Source organism: Proteus genomosp. 4 str. ATCC 51469 (genome assembly GCF_003144375.1).
In the GTDB taxonomy this organism is placed as follows: domain Bacteria; phylum Pseudomonadota; class Gammaproteobacteria; order Enterobacterales; family Enterobacteriaceae; genus Proteus.
In genome coordinates this window covers 102,873-123,475 of record NZ_PENV01000008.1, presented here as the reverse complement: position 1 = coordinate 123,475, position 20,603 = coordinate 102,873, and the positions used below count along the sequence as shown (strand labels likewise).

23 protein-coding genes are annotated in these 20,603 nt (G+C 36.8%); 9 read left to right on the top strand and 14 right to left on the bottom strand.

Annotated elements, in window-relative coordinates; translation table 11 throughout:
• Positions 1 to 54: 54 nt before the first annotated feature.
• From pdxY to anmK, 4 genes are all read right to left on the bottom strand, one after another.
• On the bottom strand, positions 55 to 924 hold the full coding sequence (gene pdxY / locus DK866_RS09545; RefSeq protein ID WP_109408709.1) for a pyridoxal kinase PdxY: 870 nt from the start codon (positions 922 to 924) through the stop codon (positions 55 to 57).
• 121 nt (positions 925 to 1,045) lie between these two features.
• Entirely contained in the window at positions 1,046 to 2,320 is a 1,275-nt protein-coding gene (gene tyrS, locus DK866_RS09540) for a tyrosine--tRNA ligase (protein ID WP_072067950.1), read from the bottom strand.
• A gap of 132 nt (positions 2,321 to 2,452) precedes the next feature.
• Positions 2,453 to 3,106, bottom strand: a complete 654-nt coding sequence (pdxH, locus tag DK866_RS09535) for a pyridoxamine 5'-phosphate oxidase (RefSeq protein WP_109408708.1) — start codon at positions 3,104 to 3,106, stop codon at positions 2,453 to 2,455.
• Between the two features lie 45 nt (positions 3,107 to 3,151).
• Entirely contained in the window at positions 3,152 to 4,264 is a 1,113-nt protein-coding gene (gene anmK, locus DK866_RS09530) for an anhydro-N-acetylmuramic acid kinase (protein WP_109408707.1), read from the bottom strand.
• Between the two features lie 221 nt (positions 4,265 to 4,485).
• On the opposite strand from anmK, the gene DK866_RS09525 reads away from it, so the two are divergent.
• Positions 4,486 to 4,953: a glycine zipper 2TM domain-containing protein gene (locus tag DK866_RS09525; RefSeq protein ID WP_109408706.1), complete on the top strand. Its 468-nt coding sequence runs from the start codon at positions 4,486 to 4,488 to the stop codon at positions 4,951 to 4,953.
• A 172-nt stretch (positions 4,954 to 5,125) separates the two neighbouring features.
• Here DK866_RS09525 and slyA read toward each other — a convergent pair whose 3' ends face one another.
• A complete protein-coding gene (slyA, locus tag DK866_RS09520) occupies positions 5,126 to 5,554 on the bottom strand; it encodes a transcriptional regulator SlyA (RefSeq protein WP_109408705.1) in 429 nt (142 codons plus the stop codon).
• Between the two features lie 453 nt (positions 5,555 to 6,007).
• A complete protein-coding gene (locus tag DK866_RS09515) occupies positions 6,008 to 6,247 on the bottom strand; it encodes a DUF1289 domain-containing protein (RefSeq protein WP_109408704.1) in 240 nt (79 codons plus the stop codon).
• Positions 6,248 to 6,430: 183 nt separating this feature from the next.
• Here DK866_RS09515 and gloA point away from each other — a divergent pair, with 183 nt between their 5' ends.
• Positions 6,431 to 6,838, top strand: a complete 408-nt coding sequence (gene gloA / locus DK866_RS09510) for a lactoylglutathione lyase (RefSeq protein WP_036937247.1) — start codon at positions 6,431 to 6,433, stop codon at positions 6,836 to 6,838.
• A gap of 95 nt (positions 6,839 to 6,933) precedes the next feature.
• A complete protein-coding gene (rnt, locus tag DK866_RS09505) occupies positions 6,934 to 7,572 on the top strand; it encodes a ribonuclease T (protein ID WP_072070286.1) in 639 nt (212 codons plus the stop codon).
• 131 nt (positions 7,573 to 7,703) lie between these two features.
• Here the strand turns inward: rnt and DK866_RS09500 are convergent, their stop codons facing one another.
• Positions 7,704 to 8,042: a Grx4 family monothiol glutaredoxin gene (locus tag DK866_RS09500; protein WP_072070287.1), complete on the bottom strand. Its 339-nt coding sequence runs from the start codon at positions 8,040 to 8,042 to the stop codon at positions 7,704 to 7,706.
• Between the two features lie 353 nt (positions 8,043 to 8,395).
• Positions 8,396 to 8,860: an OB-fold protein gene (locus DK866_RS09495; RefSeq protein WP_109408703.1), complete on the bottom strand. Its 465-nt coding sequence runs from the start codon at positions 8,858 to 8,860 to the stop codon at positions 8,396 to 8,398.
• Between the two features lie 541 nt (positions 8,861 to 9,401).
• On the opposite strand from DK866_RS09495, the gene DK866_RS09490 reads away from it, so the two are divergent.
• Positions 9,402 to 10,220: a sulfite exporter TauE/SafE family protein gene (locus DK866_RS09490; RefSeq protein WP_244179679.1), complete on the top strand. Its 819-nt coding sequence runs from the start codon at positions 9,402 to 9,404 to the stop codon at positions 10,218 to 10,220.
• 185 nt (positions 10,221 to 10,405) lie between these two features.
• On the opposite strand, the gene DK866_RS09485 is transcribed toward DK866_RS09490, so the two are convergent.
• From DK866_RS09485 to DK866_RS09475, 3 genes are all read right to left on the bottom strand, one after another.
• Positions 10,406 to 10,813, bottom strand: coding sequence for a hypothetical protein (locus DK866_RS09485; RefSeq protein WP_162556997.1), 408 nt, complete (start codon positions 10,811 to 10,813; stop codon positions 10,406 to 10,408).
• A gap of 179 nt (positions 10,814 to 10,992) precedes the next feature.
• Positions 10,993 to 11,349, bottom strand: coding sequence for a hypothetical protein (locus DK866_RS09480; protein ID WP_109408701.1), 357 nt, complete (start codon positions 11,347 to 11,349; stop codon positions 10,993 to 10,995).
• Positions 11,350 to 11,378: 29 nt separating this feature from the next.
• Positions 11,379 to 11,903 (bottom strand): hypothetical protein, encoded by a 525-nt coding sequence (locus DK866_RS09475; protein ID WP_109408700.1) that lies wholly within the window; start codon positions 11,901 to 11,903, stop codon positions 11,379 to 11,381.
• Positions 11,904 to 12,279: 376 nt separating this feature from the next.
• On the opposite strand from DK866_RS09475, the gene sodB reads away from it, so the two are divergent.
• A complete protein-coding gene (sodB, locus tag DK866_RS09470; RefSeq protein WP_072062546.1) occupies positions 12,280 to 12,858 on the top strand; it encodes a superoxide dismutase [Fe] in 579 nt (192 codons plus the stop codon).
• Between the two features lie 137 nt (positions 12,859 to 12,995).
• On the opposite strand, the gene DK866_RS20320 is transcribed toward sodB, so the two are convergent.
• Positions 12,996 to 13,079 (bottom strand): YnhF family membrane protein, encoded by an 84-nt coding sequence (locus DK866_RS20320; protein ID WP_103004765.1) that lies wholly within the window; start codon positions 13,077 to 13,079, stop codon positions 12,996 to 12,998.
• 268 nt (positions 13,080 to 13,347) lie between these two features.
• Between DK866_RS20320 and purR the strand changes: the two genes are divergently transcribed.
• Positions 13,348 to 14,373: an HTH-type transcriptional repressor PurR gene (gene purR, locus DK866_RS09460; protein WP_036937255.1), complete on the top strand. Its 1,026-nt coding sequence runs from the start codon at positions 13,348 to 13,350 to the stop codon at positions 14,371 to 14,373.
• Between the two features lie 22 nt (positions 14,374 to 14,395).
• On the opposite strand, the gene punR is transcribed toward purR, so the two are convergent.
• The gene (gene punR, locus DK866_RS09455; RefSeq protein ID WP_072070292.1) at positions 14,396 to 15,298 is read right to left on the bottom strand and encodes a DNA-binding transcriptional activator PunR; all 903 of its coding nucleotides are present in this window, start codon (positions 15,296 to 15,298) and stop codon (positions 14,396 to 14,398) included.
• 118 nt (positions 15,299 to 15,416) lie between these two features.
• On the opposite strand from punR, the gene punC reads away from it, so the two are divergent.
• Positions 15,417 to 16,634 (top strand): purine nucleoside transporter PunC, encoded by a 1,218-nt coding sequence (gene punC, locus DK866_RS09450; protein ID WP_109408699.1) that lies wholly within the window; start codon positions 15,417 to 15,419, stop codon positions 16,632 to 16,634.
• 306 nt (positions 16,635 to 16,940) lie between these two features.
• Positions 16,941 to 18,095 (top strand): cyclopropane fatty acyl phospholipid synthase, encoded by a 1,155-nt coding sequence (gene cfa, locus DK866_RS09445; protein ID WP_109408698.1) that lies wholly within the window; start codon positions 16,941 to 16,943, stop codon positions 18,093 to 18,095.
• 98 nt (positions 18,096 to 18,193) lie between these two features.
• On the opposite strand, the gene DK866_RS09440 is transcribed toward cfa, so the two are convergent.
• Positions 18,194 to 18,850 (bottom strand): riboflavin synthase subunit alpha, encoded by a 657-nt coding sequence (locus DK866_RS09440; protein ID WP_109408697.1) that lies wholly within the window; start codon positions 18,848 to 18,850, stop codon positions 18,194 to 18,196.
• A gap of 313 nt (positions 18,851 to 19,163) precedes the next feature.
• On the opposite strand from DK866_RS09440, the gene DK866_RS09435 reads away from it, so the two are divergent.
• The gene (locus DK866_RS09435; RefSeq protein ID WP_109408696.1) at positions 19,164 to 20,537 is read left to right on the top strand and encodes an MATE family efflux transporter; all 1,374 of its coding nucleotides are present in this window, start codon (positions 19,164 to 19,166) and stop codon (positions 20,535 to 20,537) included.
• Positions 20,538 to 20,603 lie beyond the last annotated feature (66 nt).

The following is a 20,603-nucleotide window of genomic DNA, read 5'->3' as shown; positions in this document are numbered from 1 at the left end:
AACGGAAACTATTAAGCCTCCGTTCTGGTTCTAATCAAATTTGTTTTATTGCAATTAATCTATCTGTGTTGCACAGAATCTATGTGTTGGATGCACCATTTGATCTTGTGCAGCAACGAGTTGCAATTCGTACTCATTCATTTCTTTCGTTTTGAGCATCACTTCATAAACTGCCGCGGCAACGTGTTCTAATGCAGTTTGTAACTCAACCCCTTTGAGTAAATCCACCAGCATTAAACCACTGGTTAAATCACCGACTCCCACGGGTTGACGCTCACCAAAATCAACTAATGGGCGACTAACATGCCAACTATGTTCTGCGGTTACTAACAGCATTTCAAAGCGATCATGGCGATATCCAGCACGTGATAAGTGTTTTACTAATACAATCTTAGGGCCTTGTTTACACAATTCACGAGCAGCATTTACGCACTCATCAACGTTGTGAAGTGCTTTACCACCACTTAATGTTTCAAGCTCTAAAAGATTAGGGGCAATAATATCGCTAATTGGTAAAGCTTCTTCACACAGCACACCTGAAACTGCAGGAGGGACAATACAACCTTTTTCAGGATGCCCCATCACAGGATCACAAAAATACCATGCGTTAGGATTGGCTTGTTTTACTTTTTTAACGATATCAACAATACGCAAACCTTGTTCAGCCGATCCCAAATAACCACTTAGTACAGCATCACATTGTGAGAGCTTGCCGATTGCGGCAATACCATCAACAATTTCTGTAATATGTTCTGCTGACATAACGCATCCAGTCCATTTTTCTGGGTACTGTGTGTGGTTTGAAAATTGCACTGTATTTAAAGGCCAAACGTTCACACCCATCCGACGCATTGGAAACTCAGAAGCACTGTTACCCGCGTGACCGAAAACAACATGAGATTGAATAGAGAGTATATTTTTCATGACATAAACCGATTATTGTGAATACACACAACACCCAAGCTTTATCATCATAGGCGAGGTATATACGTTATTTATTGTTATTAAGAAAAAGGGCAACTCACTGGCTGCCCTTTACTGTCAATTATTTCCAGATAACAAGGCAGTAGTGTTTTTTACCGCGACGTAAAATAGAATAATGACCAAATAAGAAATCTTTTTCTTCAAAGACGTATTCAGGATTGTCTTGTTTTTCACCGTTAATTGAAACAGCGTTAGAGCCAATCATTGTACGAGCCTGACCACGAGAAGGAACTAATTCTGCGTTAACCAGAGCTTGTTGCAAATCACTGCCTTTTTCTAATTCAATTGTCGGCATACCGTCTTGTGCTAATTGTTCAAGATCAGCTTGGGTTAAGTCTGCAATTGCACCAGAGAATAAGCTTTCTGTAATACGTTTAGCAGCGACTAATCCCTCTTCACCGTGAACTAAACCAGTAACTAGTTCTGCTAATACACGTTGAGCACGAGGCGCTTGACCGCTATTTTTATCTTCTTCTTCAAGTGCATTAATTTCTTCAATGCTCATAAAGGTGAAGAATTTTAAGAAGCGATAAACGTCAGCATCTGCTGTATTGATCCAGAACTGATAGAATTTGTATGGGCTTGTTTTCTTAGGATCTAACCAAACCGCACCGCCTTCTGTCTTACCGAATTTAGTTCCGTCAGATTTAGTAATTAATGGTACAGTCATACCAAATACTTGTTTCTGATTGAAACGGCGGGTTAAATCGATACCTGAAGTGATATTACCCCACTGATCAGAGCCACCGATTTGTAATTCAACACCTAAATGCGTATTTAATGACGCGAAGTCATAAGCTTGTAATAGGTTATAGGCGAATTCAGTAAAAGAGATACCCACATCGTCACGGTTTAAACGCTGTTTAACCGCTTCTTTGTTGATCATTTGGTTCACAGAGAAGTGTTTACCGATATCACGCAGGAATGTCAGCACATCCATTTGACCAAACCAGTCATAGTTGTTTGCTAATTCCGCACTGTTTTCACCACTGTCGAAATCTAAGAAAGGTGACACTTGTTTACGAATTTTTTCTACCCATTCGTGAACAGTATCTTGGGTATTCAGTTTGCGCTCGGTGGCTTTAAAACTAGGATCACCAATCAGACCCGTTGCACCACCCACCAACGCCACAGGCTTATGCCCGGCTAGTTGGAATCGTTTTAAACACAGCAAAGGAACCAAATGCCCCAAGTGCAGGCTATCAGCGGTAGGATCGAAGCCACAATAGAGAGCGATAGGACCTTGCTCCAAACGCTCTACTAAAGCTGCCTCATCCGTGACCTGAGCGATTAGCCCACGCTCCTGCAATTGTGTGATTAGGTTCTTGCTAGACATCAATGACTCCATCGGTTTATTGTTTTTTGTCTATTTAAAATATAAGTGAAACACAAGTGGTATAGCATAAAGCGCCACTACGTTAAGTACCAGTAGAAAAAGACTTTTTGAGACAAATTTATTAGCGCCCTATTAAGGTGCTAATCGCTCAACATCCCATCCTTGTGGTGATTTTTGGTAGATAAAGCGATCGTGTAGACGATTTTCTCGTCCTTGCCAAAATTCAACAGATTCAAATGTCACACGATATCCACCCCAGAAACTCGGTAATGGGACTTCTCCATTTTGGAATTTCTGTTTTAATTCCATAAACTTACTTTCCAACACGCCTCTTGCAGAAATGCGAGAAGACTGTTGAGAAGCCCAAGCCGCAATTTGACTATCTTTAGGGCGACTGTGGAAGTATTTCAAAACCTCAATAGGCGAAAGTTTTTCTGCCTTCCCTAAAAAACAGACTTGTCTTTCTAAGGGATACCAAGGAAATAACAAACTCACTCTTTGGTTATGCTCTAAATGACTCGCTTTACGACTGCCCAAGTTGGTGTAAAAAACTAATCCATGTTCGTCAAAGTGCTTTAATAACACGATACGCTGGTAAGGTTGTCCATTTTCATCAACAGTTGCAACACACATTGCTGTAGGATCGCTTAAACGCGCTTCACAAGCTTGTTTTAGCCATTTTTCAAACAATACCAATGGCTGTTCAGTTAGTTCATGACGTCGTAATCCACCTTTCATATATTCACGGCGTAAATCAGCAACATCAATAAAATCAAGATCTGTCATTTTTCATTCTCTCTCTTTTGAGAAACTGCATTCAGCATATCACGCTTAACGAGGATTTGTAGGGTAAATCGCCCCTAAAACGGTTTCTCTTGATGCCCCTGTGACAGAAGGTAAATTTCCTGATTCATTGGCAATAGTTCTAGCTGCAAGCCAAGCAAATGCAAGCGCTTCCATATCATCACCACTTAAACCATATTTATCTGTAGGTGCCACTTCTGTGCCTGGTAATAATGAGGCCAAACGATGCATAATTTGCCCATTTCTAGCACCTCCACCACAGACTAAAAGACGTTCACATCCCCCGCTTAATTGTATTTGTTGCACAATACTGATAGCGGTTAATTCAACTAAAGTGGCTTGTACATCTTCTGGGAAAACATTAGGTACTCTTGCTAAATGATAGTTTAACCATTGCGTATTAAAATATTCTCGCCCGGTACTTTTAGGTGCTGAACGAGAAAAATAAGGATCAGACAGCATATCTTTTAATAATGCAGCATTTACTTTTCCGGTTGATGCCCATTGCCCATTATCATCATAAGGCGTTTGGTTGTGTATCCAGTTCCAGCTATCTAACAACATATTGCCAGGGCCAGTGTCATAGCCTTTTACTGCAACACCAGGCAATAATAATGAAATATTGGCAATACCCCCAATATTTAAAATAATACGTCTCTCGATAGAATGCCCTAATACTGCAAGGTGAAAAGCAGGCACTAAAGGCGCGCCTTGTCCACCATATGCAATATCACGACGACGGAAATCACCGACAGTGGTGATCCCTGTCAATGCAGCCACACGATTGTTGTCACCGATTTGCATAGTAAATGGCATATCACTTTCAGGTTCATGCCAGACCGTTTGTCCATGGCACCCTATCGCCGTAATATCGCTTGCACTAAGTTTTACTTTTGCCAGTAACTCTATAATTGCTTGAGCATATAGCTCTCCTAATTGTGCATCTAATAAGCCTAGCTCATGTAGAGTAGTGGGTTGTCCTTGGCAAACAGCTAAAATACGTTGACGTAGAAGTTGTGGATAAGGTAAAAAATGAGTTTCTTGTTGTGCAACGAACTTATTATTGATTGCAGCTAATACAACATCAACACCATCTAAGCTTGTGCCAGACATCACGCCAATGTATCGCCCTGCTCTCATGTTCTTTTCCTTATAATCAAGATGATGCAAATTTTTAACATATAATGTTATATTCTCTTTTTTCAGAAATCTCTTCTGTTTTTACTATCGGCCTTTACTATATAGTAAGCTATATATTATTAAAATCAGTGTCGACATAAGTAAAAAATAGTCTATAACTGATACTAGACAACATTGATATAACCTGAACAATGTACCTCAGGTTTTCTTTAGGAGTAACTATGTTTAAGCATTTACTTATTGGTCTTTTTACGATGACCGTTCTTACTGGTTGTGTGAACACAAGTTCATTATCGGGCGACACTTATACGGCAAGCCAAGCTAAACAAGCGCAAAATATCACTTATGGTACGATTGTTTCTGTTCGTGCAGTTAATATTCAGGCAGGTAGTGATGAGAATATCTTAGGTGCCATTGGTGGTGCTGTTCTTGGCGGAATGTTAGGTAACACAATTGGTGGTGGCACAGGTCGTAACCTTGCAACAGCAGCTGGTGCAATCGCAGGTGGTATGGCTGGACAACAAGCGCAAGGTGCATTAAATACTACCAAAGGTGTTCAAATTGAAGTTCGTCTAGATAGCGGTAAAACTGTGGCAATCGTTCAAAAAGCAGATAATACTGTTTATAGCCAAGGTCAACGTGTTGCTGTTATTGGTAATGGAAATAATTTAACTGTATCTCCTCGATAATTCATGGATAAAAAACAGGCAACTTAATGTTGCCTGTTTTTTTATGATCTAATAATAAATTTAAAGAGAGATTAAATATATAACCTACCTATTTATTACCCTCACGTAATAATTATTATCACAATAGTAATTAATCTTTATTTAAATAGATTATATATTGATTTTGAAATTATTAGCTATTTAGTCTATTTATATTTTTTTCCAATTTTTGAATAATACCAATTAACGTTTCAATCTCATCTCGTCGAATATCACCCAATATTTCTCGTCTCGTTTGTTCTATAACTGCATAGACTTCATTAATAAAAGGTTCAGATTCGTTTGTTAATTTTATACGTTTTGCTCTACGATCATTTGCACATGTATGTCTACATATCAGTTTTTTTTCTTCCAGTTGATCTAGTGTTCTTACTAAAGAAGGTTGCTCTATACCTATAGCTTTAGCTAATTGAATTTGTGACTGCTCTGGTGGTAATTGGCTAATATTATACAAAGTGATCCAATGGGTTTGAGTTAATTTTAATGGTTTGAGACGATGATCAATTAAAGCACGCCATAATCGAACTAAACGCGCCAAATCTGCTCCTAATGTTGATTCCACTTATCTCTCCTTAATTAGTATTTTCAGTCAACTTATTGCAAAGTTTAGATATTCATTTTTAATACAACATTTACCTATTCTTTTTAATTAAAATATTTACCTTTAATAACTAATATAATTATATTCCTATTTATTAGATAAGTAATTATTTTCAAGACTTGATTAATTTATTTTCTTTCTGACAACGAAAGTTCATAAAGAATAACCTTGTTATAAAAACTAATCTATATTTTTTTACATAATAACAATCATTATTTCACGATTTACACTCCAGTAAAGAAAAATATTTTTGTTATCATGCAATTACAAATAAATAGTCATTAGAAATATTTTTAATAGATATAATTATATTAATAAAGAAAAAATAATAAACCAACTAACTATAATAAATAACAAAAATGAATTAAAACAATACTTCATTTATTTTTCAAGATTAAAAAATAAGTGGAACATTTAAAATAAATTAAGTTGTTCATTTTCTTTTTCTATTGTCGCCCCTCCTTTTTTAAATGATCTTAAATAACGCTGCTGACAAAGGCGTAATACATTTCTTTTATCTTGTGCGCTCATTGTTGACCAATTAAATCGTTCTTGCCGATTACGATAGCATCCCATGCAGTAACCTTGAGCATTCATTTCACAACGTCCAATACAAGGGCTAGGAATATCAAAAAATTCTAATTGATCTTGCATTTGATTTCCCCCCCCTATTGTTTGTTACTATAGAGTATAGTTAATGGAGAGATTATCTGCACAATGCACTGATTGAACTGTTAAGGGTGTAGTAAAATTGAACTTTAGGGCTTTAACGCGCTATAGTACTGCGCCATCAGTTTATCTGTAAGGTTTAACATTAAAAAAACACGAGAGGTTTATATGCGAGTACTTCATACCATGATTCGTGTAGGCGATTTACAACGTTCTATCGATTTTTATACCAAAGTATTAGGTATGCAACTTCTACGCACTAGCGAGAATGAGGAATATAAATACTCGTTAGCTTTTGTTGGCTATGGTGATGAGAGCACCGGTGCGGTTATTGAGTTAACCTATAACTGGGGTGTAAACAGCTATGAAATGGGAACGGCTTTTGGCCATGTTGCGCTGGGTGTTGATGATGTTGCAGCAACCTGTGAAGCTATTCGTCAAGCTGGCGGTAATGTTACCCGTGACGCAGGCCCAGTTAAAGGAGGCTCAACTATTATTGCTTTTGTTGAAGATCCTGATGGGTACAAAATCGAACTTATCGAAAATAAAAGTGCAAGTCACGCACTAGGTAACTAATTTTTATTTAAACCAGAAAGATAATCTATTTATCTTTCTGGCCTTGCTTATTATTAATTTCCGATATTTTATTTTTATCGGATAAGTACAATTTGATGCCTGAAATAAATAATCCCAATAAGCTTTGTAACCGTTTTCGAGGTTACTACCCTGTTGTTATTGATGTTGAGACAGGTGGATTTAATGCAAAAACAGATGGTTTACTTGAAATTGCAGCCATTACATTAAAAATGGATGAACAAGGTTGGTTAAAACCTGATAATACGCTACATTTTCATGTTGATCCCTTTGAAGGTGCTAATCTAGAACCTGCTGCCTTAGAATTTACAGGCATTGACCCAACAAACCCACTTCGTGGCGCAGTCAGTGAATATGAAGCCTTGCATGCTATTTTTAAAATGGTACGCAAAGGAATGAAGGATGCTGATTGTAACCGCGCTATCATTGTAGCGCACAATGCAAATTTCGATCATAGCTTTGTCATGGCTGCGGCTGAACGTGCAGGGTTAAAACGAAACCCTTTTCATCCTTTTGCCACCTTTGATACAGCGGCGTTAAGTGGATTAGTTTTGGGGCAAACTATTTTAGCTAAAGCCTGTATCACTGCAGGAATACCTTTTGATAGCAAACTCGCTCATGGTGCGTTGTATGATACGAATCGCACATCATTACTTTTTTGTGAGTTAGTTAATCGCTGGAAAAAGCTCGGTGGATGGCCATTACCAACACCTTAATTCTATTATTTCAATGATAACAATATGAATAACAGAAAAAAGCCAGTTCATCACTGAACTGGCTTTTCTTATTGAATACTTAATTTATTTTTATTTCTTTTAATATCAATCTATTAAAAGAAAAATAATAATTAGGCTTCTTCTTCACCACGATATTTATCAGCAGTCTCTTTTAGTAACTTCTGTAATTCACCGCGCTGATACATTTCTAGAATAATGTCACATCCACCGACTAATTCACCATCTACCCATAATTGTGGGAAAGTTGGCCAGTGTGCATATTTTGGTAATTCTGCACGAATATCTGGGTTTTGCAGGATATCAACATACGCAAAACGCTCACCACAAGCAGAGATAGCTTGAACTGCCTGAGCAGAAAAACCGCAACTTGGTAATTTTGGTGAACCTTTCATGTATAAAATAATTGGGTTTTCATTGATCTGGCGTTCAATTTTTTCAATAGTCGTCATTTGTAAGTCCTTACAGCCTTTTATATTCAATATGCTTTATAGGGGAAAACATGAAAGAAGAATACCACTTTATATTGGAAAGCTCTATATAAGTTTAGTTATCAATATAAAACAATAGGTTGGTGTTAAATCGCAATACTATTGACGAGAAAGTGCACGATGATGCATAGAAAATAAATCAATACGTTACAGATGTTTATGAGTGTGTTTTATCTCATTATTTCACTACCTACTACCAACACATTCACGAGCTAAAATACGAATAAAATAAAAAGCCTCAATTAAGAGGCTGAGAACATTTCGATTGAGAAAACTCTCAGTGCTCGAATCGATTAGCTTAATTATATGAATTATTACTGTATGGTTCCGTTGTCTAAAAGGATCAAGCAACCCAGAGTATTAGCAATATCAGTTATTTCACCTTTTATTTTTGCAGTTTGTCCTTTCTTAATTTTAAGAACATTTTCTTCTTCACTTGGTTTTAAAGTATATGAAGCACTAGCTTTATTATTAAATGAAATAGCAACGACTTTAGGTGGTGTTGGTTTATAGAGGTCATATCTGACTACTTCTTCCAAACTTGCAATAGTGGTCACTCTTCCTTCAAAAATAACCCACTTTCCTCTCCATTTTTTCTTAGCTGCTATCTCATTATCACTAAAGTCCTTACATATTTCTGCATAAGTCGCTTCAGTTACTGTCGATTCCATCGATGGAACTATTTGGTTCACAGCACTATTAACTGAACGAATAGCTTCATTTATTTTACACCCTGATAATAATGTGATTATAGATAATAATAACACTGTCTTCTTCATGCAAATTCCTTTATAAAGTCAAAAAAAGATAGATAAAATATAAATCCAATAAGATAAACACCCATTTAAATTAAATAAAAGAAACGCCTCGCCAACATTATAAATTAATGCAGGTTCTTTCTGAATGGTTTAATATTTTATTCTAACAGAACAGATCACAAAAATTATACTATAACTTTTCGTTACCTTATTTAAAATAAGAAAAATCTCGCCACCTTAGACTTTTATAAAGAAACAAGAATAAGAGCATCAAGTTACGATTTATTTACTCCATAAAATAGATATTGTTATTTCTATCATGCAATTTAAAAGAATAAATTATTATAAAATCCATCATTATATATTTTATAGGCTTCTTTATTTGAAGTATGTTTAGTTCTATATTCTTTTATATTAAACGAGAAAGAAGAAAAGAAAGCATCACTTTCATATCAAAATCAATGCATTAAATTTCATAATCTATACATTAAAATAAAACGCTACCTTCTTAAAAGGATATAATGTATATAGATGGGTTTGTTATAAACCTTGATGAGTATTAATGATGGACATGATTTTACTGTTTCTTTTAGTGGGATGTATCACTGGCTTTTTTGCTGGATTACTTGGTATTGGCGGCGGTGCAATCATTGTTCCAGTGGTCATGTATGTGGTCAGCCAGCAAGCCATCCCAACAGATATGGTGATGAAGATAGCCTTATCTACCTCATTCTCTGTCATTATATTTTCCACTGCATCTTCAGCGTATTCCCATAACAAGCATAAAGCCATTTTATGGCAACAATTTCCTTTATTATCCATTGGCACCATCATTGGTATGCTTGTGGGGACATTTCTGGTACAAAAAATGTCAAACACGATATTGCAAATCGTGTTCTGTATTTTCATGGTATATACCATCTATGGTTTATTAACTAAAAAGAAAGAAGCGGAACGCATTGAAAACGTAAAAGATCCTATTGTTTCAAAACCTGCCTTAACAAGTGGTGGCTCTTTAATTGGTTTTATATCCAGCTTTATCGGCATTGCTGGTGGCACTATTACTATCCCTCTTTTAAGTCATTGGGGATTTAATACACGTAAATGTATTGCAACCTCTTCAATGATTGGTGTCATCATTGCTTCTATCGGCACAATCATGGGTATTGTCTACGGTTGGAATCAAACAAATATTGATGATTATTACTTGGGTTTTATCTATTTACCTGCCTTTATCGGAATAAGCATAACTAGCATACTCTTCGCACCTATCGGTGTTAAAGTTGCTTATCGCCTACCAATTCCTAGAGTTCGTCAAATATTTGCATTATTCCTATTCTTAGTCGTAGTGAAAATGATGTACACGCTTATTACAGGATAAGCGCCTGTTCTGAAAATCATATTCCGTTAAATTATTCTATAAATACAAGCAATACTAAAATCTAATATTTTTAATAATGTTAGATTTTAGTAAGTTAGGGTATTTATAGATAAAATAAAATGAACGAATCTCATTAGATAATCTTCACCTAATTAAAACAAATATATTTAAGTATCACGGATAGCTTATTCTTTTCTCACTTTGACTTGTAAAGCAAAAACAGGATCTGTTGTACCACACATAGTACGCCCTACTGTGGCTTTTATTTTTATCCGTACATTGCCACTTTTAGGTGCTGTTCCTTGTAAATGAGCAAAAATGATAGGACGCTCTTCTTGATGCATGACATGCTTTTGCCAATCTTCATCTGTAATAAGAGAAAGCCACTCCCCATCTTTATTTTTGACCATTAATGTCACAGTAACCCATTCAGGACTTTCCACAATATAATATGGAGCTAAACCAGAAAATACCCCAATTTCAATCTGTTGATCATAATTTTGATTAACAACAGCTTCTGGCATATAGATTTTTTCTTGTGATTCTGACGGTGTAAATAAAATACTGGTACTGCATGCAATGCCATAGAACATGCTACAGCCATTTAGCACACCACAAAAAATAAGTAAAAATAGACTCTGAACTAAATTTTTTATAGAAAAACACTTAAAAATAATACTTCCATGCATGCTTTTGTCACTCCATTGAAAAAACTTAAACTATTATCGGAGAATTTAAATCAACCCTTATACCATCTCAAATATCATTTTTATTATTTAGCATTAAATACCGTTCCTTGCTGCCAATCAAGGACTGAAATTCCTATTTTATTTGCTAATTTAATAACCACAGGAAGAGCTTCATCTACTTTAGAGTAAACAAAACCAATAACTGGGATTTTGGTCATAAAGTTATTAATTAAAGGTCCATCACACCACACACTATCATCTATTTCATCATCAGGTAATTCGCAAAGGCATGGATATAAATGAGAAATTTCTTGATAAAAACGCAACATTGATGAGCTTAATTCTTGAATATCTTCATCTTCATATTTTTCGAAGTATTCACACGCTTTTTCAAAATCATCCGGAATAGGAAAATCAAATAATGCAATATTATAACTCATTTTAACTCCTACACTCTATTTGCGTAAATTCAATCTACAATATCGCTACGACGATAAATGTATAAATAATAAGGCTTATGTGAATATATTATTTCTATATCCCCTTCTTTAGCCTCAATATTCTCTATTTCAGAAAATACAAATATTTTATTCTCGCTTAATGACTCATATTCTATCACCTCTAACTCCTTACAGTTATTTACCTCCGCTAACAATGCTTTTTTATCTTTAACTAAAGGATAAATATTTTTCATTTTCTGAGCTAAAAGATCACAGACTGAATCAATGTCATCGCCACCAAAATAGGATAGCTCTACACCAATTAATTTACCTTTATAAAATTTTAATGCATTTCTATCAGAGTCTTTCTCAAACGGAGGATCATTATTAAAAAAACAAGTGACAATATCTTCCTCTGTTTCACACACACCATTTTTTATAAAAGTAATATCATCAATTGATCTTCCAAAATCTAATTTCAAAGGTTCATTACTTTTAAAACCAAAACCAGATAAAAATACTATCATGCCAATAGCTATAAATAGCTTTTTCATATTGTATATTCCTTTAGAAACAAGTTCATTACCCTATACGAGCTGTAACTACTTCTCCTGAACCACACAATGTTAATTGATTCATTAAGCTATCGTATCAGCATTAAATTGTTATTTTTTTATTTTTACCTATCTCATTATAAATGCGATTTTGCTACTTTACGTGTAAGCAAGAGGGATATACTCTTATGAGTATTACTAATCTATATGGCTTATAACTATAGATAAAATATATTTAGCTGTTATTTCAGCAGGTTTTTGTTAAAATAATTAGCAAAATAGCAACAAATTAGTGATTCATTTGCCTCATTTTATCAATTTAGATGAAATGATTTCAGGCACAAAACCCGAAATAGATAGTATAAAGGAGTACGCAATGTCTTTCGAATTACCAAAATTACCTTATGCGTTAGATGCTCTTGAGCCACATATCTCTAAAGAAACATTAGAATACCACTACGGTAAACATCACCAAACCTATGTAACCAACTTAAACAATCTGGTTAAAGGTACTGATTTAGAAAGCAAATCTTTAGAAGAAATCATTAAATCTACTGATGGTGGCATCTTCAATAACGCGGCTCAAGTATGGAACCACACTTTCTACTGGAACTGTTTAGCACCAAATGCAGGTGGCGCACCAACAGGTAAAATTGCTGATGCTATCAACAAAGCATTTGGCTCTTTTGAAGAGTTTAAAAAGCAATTTAATGATGCAGCAGCTAAAAACTTCGGTTCTGGTTGGACTTGGTTAGTTAAAAAAGCTGACGGTTCAGTTGCAATTGTTAACACCTCTAATGCGGCAACGCCAGTTTCAGGTGCAGACAAACCTCTGTTAACTGTGGATGTATGGGAACACGCTTACTACATCGACTACCGTAATGCCCGCGTTAAATATTTAGAAGAGTTCTGGGCACTGGTTAACTGGTCATTTGTTGAAGCTAACCTAGCTTAATTGAACTTAGTGATCAAAAGTGAATGATTGTGATTCATTTTTGGTGACATAATAACAAAGGGCCTTGAGCCCTTTGTTATATTCAGATATTCGATAATTTATTATTACAATTGATCGGATATTTTATAAAGCAGTGATTAGAACAACATAGTTGAAAATAAAACAATCATAACAAGCGCTGCTACTGCTGTGCTCAAACCAAATTTCAGATCCGTATCCATCTATATCTCCCTCAATATGATTATAATACACGTTATTAACCATAACCTTGTCATGGTTAATTATTATCACATATCAAAATTTGCTAAAATAGCGACCAGTGCACAATTTATAACATTGATTAATACTTTCACTTTTGAGCTAGATCATACAAAATTCATAGCTAATCGCTAAATTATTGCCAGTGTTTGCCCTATGTATGACTATACTGGCAGTTAAACCACAAAATTAGATAAAAGAGACCAATGAAGGTCAGGAGTTTTCCACACCATGGCAACAATAAAAGACGTGGCAAAACGCGCAGGCGTATCTACCACGACTGTTTCTCATGTGATCAACAAAACACGTTTTGTTGCTGAGAACACACGGGCAGCAGTTTGGGCCGCTATAAAAGAATTAAATTATTCGCCTAGTGCCGTTGCGCGTAGTTTGAAAGTCAATCACACCAAATCTATTGGCCTGTTAGCCACGTCCAGTGAAGCTCCTTACTTTGCTGAAGTGATTGAAGCAGTTGAAAACAGTTGTTATAGCAAAGGCTATACACTGATTTTATGTAATTCACATAATAATCTTGATAAACAAAAAGCCTATTTAGCGATGCTGGCACAAAAACGCGTTGATGGGTTATTAGTGATGTGTTCTGAATATCCCGATCATCTTCTGACTCTTTTGGAAGGCTATCGTAATATTCCCATGGTTGTCATGGATTGGGGTAAGGCCCGTGGCGACTTTACAGATACTATTATCGATAACGCTTTTCATGGTGGTTATATCGCTGGCCGTTATCTTATCGAACGAGGTCATCGTGATATCGGTATTATTCCTGGACCATTAGAGCGCAACACCGGTGGTGGTCGTCTACAAGGCTTTCTAAAAGCCATGGAAGAAGCCAAAATCACAGTAAAAGATGAGTGGATTGTACAAGGTGACTTTGAACCTGAGTCAGGTTATAAAGCGATGTATCAAATGCTAAATCAAAAACAACGCCCTACTGCAGTTTTTTGTGGCGGTGATGTGATGGCAATGGGTGCAATCTGTGCTGCTGATGAGTTAGGTTTACGTGTTCCTTTTGATATTTCAATCGTAGGTTATGACAATATTCGTAATGCACGTTATTTTACCCCTGCACTAACCACAGTCCACCAGCCCAAAGAACGTTTAGGTCAAATGGCCTTATCAATGTTACTTGATCGCATCGTCAACAAACGTGAAGATGCCCAAACAATCGAAGTACACCCTCGATTGGTTGAGCGTCGTTCAGTTGCTGATGGCCCTTTTATCGACTATCGTCGCTAATTCCTATTCAGCTATCTGATGTCTAGCGAAGCCATTCCTCATTTAAGGTTTGGCTATCTCCAAGATAATCTAACAACCACGTCAAAGCAGGCGATTCACTTTTATCAACCCACGTCAGACAGCATGGACTGTCTGGCAATGGCTGTGCAAGTTTTAAAGTAACTAGCTTTCCTTGGGCTATCAATGGCTCAGCACGATGCCAAGGTACCATTCCTACACATAATCCTGCCAACAAACACTCAAGCCCCATATCCCATGTTGGTACAACCATTCTACGTTGATTATTTAACGCCCAAGTGTCACGCTTTGGTAAACTACGTGATGTATCCTCTAAACATAAGCTAGGATAAGGTCGCATTTCATCATCAGTTAATGGATGTTCTGCTTTAGCTAATGGGTGATCAACATGACAAACACAGCGCCAAGGCATAAAACCCATATCTCTGAAACTATAACGTTCACCAATCGGTGACGCTCTTGTTGCACCAATGGCTAAATCAACACGACCATTAACTAAGGAGTCCCACACCCCATTAAACACTTCTGGGTAGACATACAACTCAATATCAGGAAAATGGCGATAAAAATCGAGAATAAGTTGTTGTGTTCTTTCGGGTTTAACAATGCCATCAACTGCTATACTAAATTGACCACGCCACCCATTGGAAACCTGTTGACATAGGTGTCGAGTGTCATTCATTTTTTTGATAACAGATCGCGCTTCTTTGATGAAAATTTTACCCGCATCGGTTAATTCTACATCACGGTGACGGCGCTCAAATAAAGGAACGGCGAGCCATTCCTCTAATTGCCGAACAGTATAACTAACGGCGGAGGGCACTCTGTGCAATTCTTGAGCAGCGGAGCTAAAACTTCCTGTTCTTGCGACTGCATCAACAACTTCTAAAGAGTATTCTGACCACATAGAGTTTATTCCTTTGAAAATTTTTCACAGCATTAACCAAATATTCCCGTTTCACAAGTAAAATAAGTCTTAGTTACAATACATAAAATGTTCTACATCACATAGCATAGAAAATAAAATGAATACTAAAACGTCCACACAATCAAAAACACCTATGAGCTTCATGGTGTACCTAGCAGGTTTGAGTATGCTGGGTTACTTAGCAATTGATATGTACTTGCCTGCATTCGGTATGATGCAGCGTGAACTCGCTATCAGCGAAGGCGCTATCAGTAATAGCTTAAGTATCTTTTTATTTGGTTTTGCTGTTGCTCAGTTACTTTGGGGACCACTTTCTGACAAAGTTGGTCGTAAACCTATTCTTCTTATTGGATTAAGCCTTTTCTCTTTAGGCTGCCTTGGTATGTTGTGGGTTGAAAGTGCAACGGGTTTACTTGCGATGCGCTTCTTACAAGCTTTTGGTGTCTGCTCTGCGGCTGTTATTTGGCAAGCATTAGTTATTGATCGCTTCGATGAGTCTCGTGCTCAACACGTTTTTGCTTTAATTATGCCACTGGTTGCATTATCACCTGCACTCGCCCCTTTAATTGGTGCATCACTATTAAATCACGGCGGCTGGCGTATGATTTTCATGCTATTAATGGCAGTAACACTTGTTTTAATGTTACCAACATTAATGCTGAAAAATATTAAACAAAAATCAGTCTCCGATGCAAACCAATCTACTGCGTCATTTATGACATTACTGAAATCCCCTCTCTATACAGGTAACGTATTAGTTTACGCTTCTTGTAGTGCAGGGTTCTTTGCTTGGTTAGCAGGTTCACCTATTATTCTTGAGAAGATGGGTTACTCACCACAGGATATCGGTTTAAGCTATATTCCACAAACTATTGCCTTTATGGTCGGTGGCTATGGTTGTCGTATTTTACTGTCAAAAATGACGGGTAAAGCATTATTACCACTGCTGTTAATTGGCTATGCTGTTAGTATGACTGCATTATACCTTGTTGCTAAGTTTACTGAGCCAACATTAACCACGATCTTAATTCCGTTCTGTATTATGGCTGCAATGAATGGTGCTTCTTATCCAATCGCTGTATCTAATGCTTTATCGGCTTATCCTGAAATCAGTGGTAAAGCAGCCGCATTACAAAATGCACTACAACTGGGTCTTTGTAGTTTAGCAAGTTTTATCGTGTCTGCATTTATCAGCCAACAACCGCTTATTAACACCACAGCAATTATGGCGTTAACAGCGATCCCAATGGCGGTTGGCTACTTTATTCAGCGTAATAAATCCGTTAGCAAACACACAGTTCAAACAGCAGAATAACCGCACCCTTTCTTTTAGGAATATTCTTAAAAAGGCCATTTTATAAAAAATGGCCTTTTTCTTTTCTAGAGAAAAATAATCTACGTCTCTATACTTATCTATACGCTGTAGTGGCGTTTTATTTATTTTTCTTTCGGATTTTGAGGCATTAAACAGATTATTAGCTGATTATGTCAGATTAGTTGTCTTATTAATTCTATTCGTTCAATCCATATTGAACACAATACCATTTTAATACTGTCAATCTGTACACATCCTTTTTTAGCTTTATGTCTCAAAACCCGCTTAGTTTACGCCGGAGAGTATATGAGTACATCTTGTGTAGAAGAAGGCCGAAAGACCTCTAATGATCCTTATAAAAGGATCGCTATAGAACTATTAACTCATGCAGATATTCGAGTAAATGGCTCTGAACCTTATGATATTCAGGTTCACAATCAAAATTTTTATAAAAGAGTATTGCAACAAGGCTCATTAGGTCTCGGTGAAAGCTATATGGACGGTTGGTGGGATTGTGAGCGACTTGATATATTCTTTCATAAAGTATTGCGTGCAGGCCTTGAAAATAAGCTTCCGCAAAACCTACGTGATATTTTCAAAATTGCAACGGCCCGTCTTTTTAATCTACAAACACAAAAACGTGCATGGATGGTTGGTAAAGAGCATTACGATCTTGGTAATGATTTATTTACATCTATGCTTGATCCTAATATGCAATATTCCTGTGGCTATTGGAAAAATGCAGATAACTTAGCACAAGCTCAAGAACACAAATTAGATCTTATTTGCCGGAAGCTAGATTTAAAACCCGGAATGACTTTATTAGATATCGGTTGTGGTTGGGGTGGGCTTGCCGCTTACGCAGCAAAACATTTTGGTGTTTCTGTCACAGGTGTCACCATTTCTGTTGAACAGCAGAAATTGGCACAGGCACGATGCCAAGGACTTGATGTTAATATTATTTTAGAAGATTATCGCGATTTACATGAACAATTTGATCGCATCGTTTCTGTTGGGATGTTTGAGCATGTTGGCCCTAAAAATTATGCAACCTACTTTAAAGTAGTTCGCCGTAACTTAAAAGAAGACGGTCTGTTTTTACTGCATACCATTGGATCTAATCGCGATAAAGTGAATGTAGATAGTTGGATAAGTAAATATATATTTCCTAATGGTTGCTTGCCGTCAATTCAAAAAATTGCACATGCCATGGATGGTAAGTTTGTAATGGAAGATTGGCACAACTTTGGTGCTGATTATGATAAAACACTGATGGCATGGTATCAGCGCTTTTTAACCTGTTGGCCAGAGATTGAATCAAATTACACACCGCGCTTTAAACGCATGTTTAGCTATTATCTAAATGCCTGTGCTGGTGCATTTAGAGCCAGAGATATTCAATTATGGCAAATCATGTTAAGCCCTAAAGGGCAAATTGGTGGTTTACAAATTCCACGTTAATTTTTATTAAAAACAAAAAAGCCAGTTTAATCAATAGACTGGCTTTCTTTTTAATCTGGCTTTAAAAGCAATAAAGCTAATAAGTCATAATGTTATTATTACTCTTCGTTTTCACTTTGCTGTGCTGCTAATAAAGCTTGTTGCTGTGCTTGCTGTGCCATAACACGTTCAACTGTATCCACAATCGCTTGAGTTTGAGGATCAAGTTCAATATTCACTTTATCGCCAAGGCGTTTACGACCGAGTGTCGTTCTATCTCGTGTTTCTGGAATAAGATGAACACAGAATCGGTTATTAACCACATCACCAATAGTCAGACTAATACCATCAATACCGATAAAGCCTTTATGCAAAATATATTTCATCAACGATTTATCGAAGATGCGAAACCAAATTTGTAAATTGTTTTCTGAAGTAATAATTTTGGCAACTTCGGCGGTTGTGACAATATGGCCAGACATCACATGCCCGCCTATTTCATCACCATATTTAGCTGCGCGTTCAATATTAACTTCAGAGCCCACGTTTAATTCACCAAGGTTAGTGAGGCGTAACGTCTCTTTCACTAAATCAAAGCTAATGTGCGTACCTTCGATTTTAGTAACCGTTAAACAGCAACCATTGTTCGCAACAGAGGCTCCTGTCTCTAAGTTACCGACTAACTCTTTCGGTAATTCAATGATATGGGTACGAAAATCGCCTTTATCTTCTATAGCAATAACTCGCCCTTTTCCCTGAACAATACCTGTAAACATCTTACATCTCCTTGGGTAGATAAACTGGTAAACTCAATTTAGGCTTATGCTAGTTAGAATAACATAGCTCTTATTAATACAAAGGAACAATTATCGTATTTATTCCTTGCTGAGAATTGCCGTTAAATATAACGTAAAAACACCTAATAAATTATCAAAATCCTGTGTTTAAAAAGCTAAGCATCTTTCGTTGCTAATTAAACTTTTATCATTAGAATATGCCTTCTTGAGGATCTCTTTACGCCATTTTAACAATACGGCGTTTGTTCTCTTCCTTTCCTTCCTTTTTCTTATAATAAATAAAGGTGTATGCGTGCAGAAGTACATAAAAGAAGCGCGTAGCTTACTTGCTTTAGGTATCCCCGTTATCATCGCGCAATTTTCCCAAACGGCAATGGGTGTGGTTGATACTGTTATGGCGGGTGCTGTAAATGCGACAGAAATGTCCGCAGTGGCAGTAGGCACGTCTATTTGGTTACCAACGATTTTACTGGGTCAAGGCATATTAATGGCATTGACGCCAATCGTTGCACAATTAAATGGCTCAGGACAACGAAAACATATTGCGGATCGTACACAGCAAGGTTTTTGGCTCGCGACGTTCTTATCAATCATGGTTATAGCTATACTTTATAACAGCCGATTTATTATTGAAGCACAGCATGATATTGAACCTGAATTGGCGGAAAAAGCTATTGGCTTTATCCACGCCATTATGTGGGGGGCTCCTGGCTGTCTTTATTATCAAGTCTTGCGAAGCCAATGTGAAGGGTTATCCAAAACGAAACCCGGTATGATCATTGGTTTTATTGGTTTATTAATTAACATCCCTGTTAACTACGCCTTTATTTACGGTAAATTTGGTGCGCCACAATTAGGGGGGATAGGTTGTGGTGTTGCAACTGCCTCTGTTTTCTGGGCAATGTTCTTGATGATGCGTTATTACGTGCGTAGAGCACCAACACAGCGAGATGTAATGCCAGTAAAACGGTTAGTGCCTCCGCAATTCCACACTATAAAACGTATTACTTTTTTAGGCCTACCTGTTGGCTTGGCATTATTCTTTGAAGTAACACTTTTCGCCGTTGTTGCATTATTAGTATCACCTTTGGGCGTTACTGCAGTGGCAAGCCATCAAATTGCACTGAATTTTAGCTCATTGATGTTTATGTTCCCTCTATCATTGGGTATAGCAGCAACTATCCGTGTGGGTTATAACTTGGGGCAACGTTCTACAGAACAGGCTCGTATTTCAGCGATTACAGCCCTTGCAGTTGGTTTAATACTGGCAAGCTGTACCGCCGTTTTCTCTATTATCTTTAGAGAAAAAATTGCCTTAATGTATAACGATAATATTGAAGTTGTGACATTAGCCTCTCATCTAATGTTATTCGCTGCCCTTTACCAGTTATCAGATTCAGTACAAGTTATTGGCTCAGGTGTGTTACGTGGGTATAAAGATACGCGTTCTATCTTCTTTATTACTTTTATTGCCTACTGGGTCATTGGTCTGCCTTCAGGTTATATCTTAGGGCGTACTGATTATTTTGTTGAAGCGATGGGCCCTGCCGGTTTCTGGATTGGCTTTATTCTTGGTTTAACCGCATCAGCGATTATGATGGGTTCTCGTATTTGGTGGATCCAGCGTCAATCTGATGAAGTGGTGTTATTACGCTCAGAGCGTTAAACAAAAAGGTTAATTTGGCAAGAGAATGACACAAATATCAACAAATAGCTTTAAATACGAGCAGTT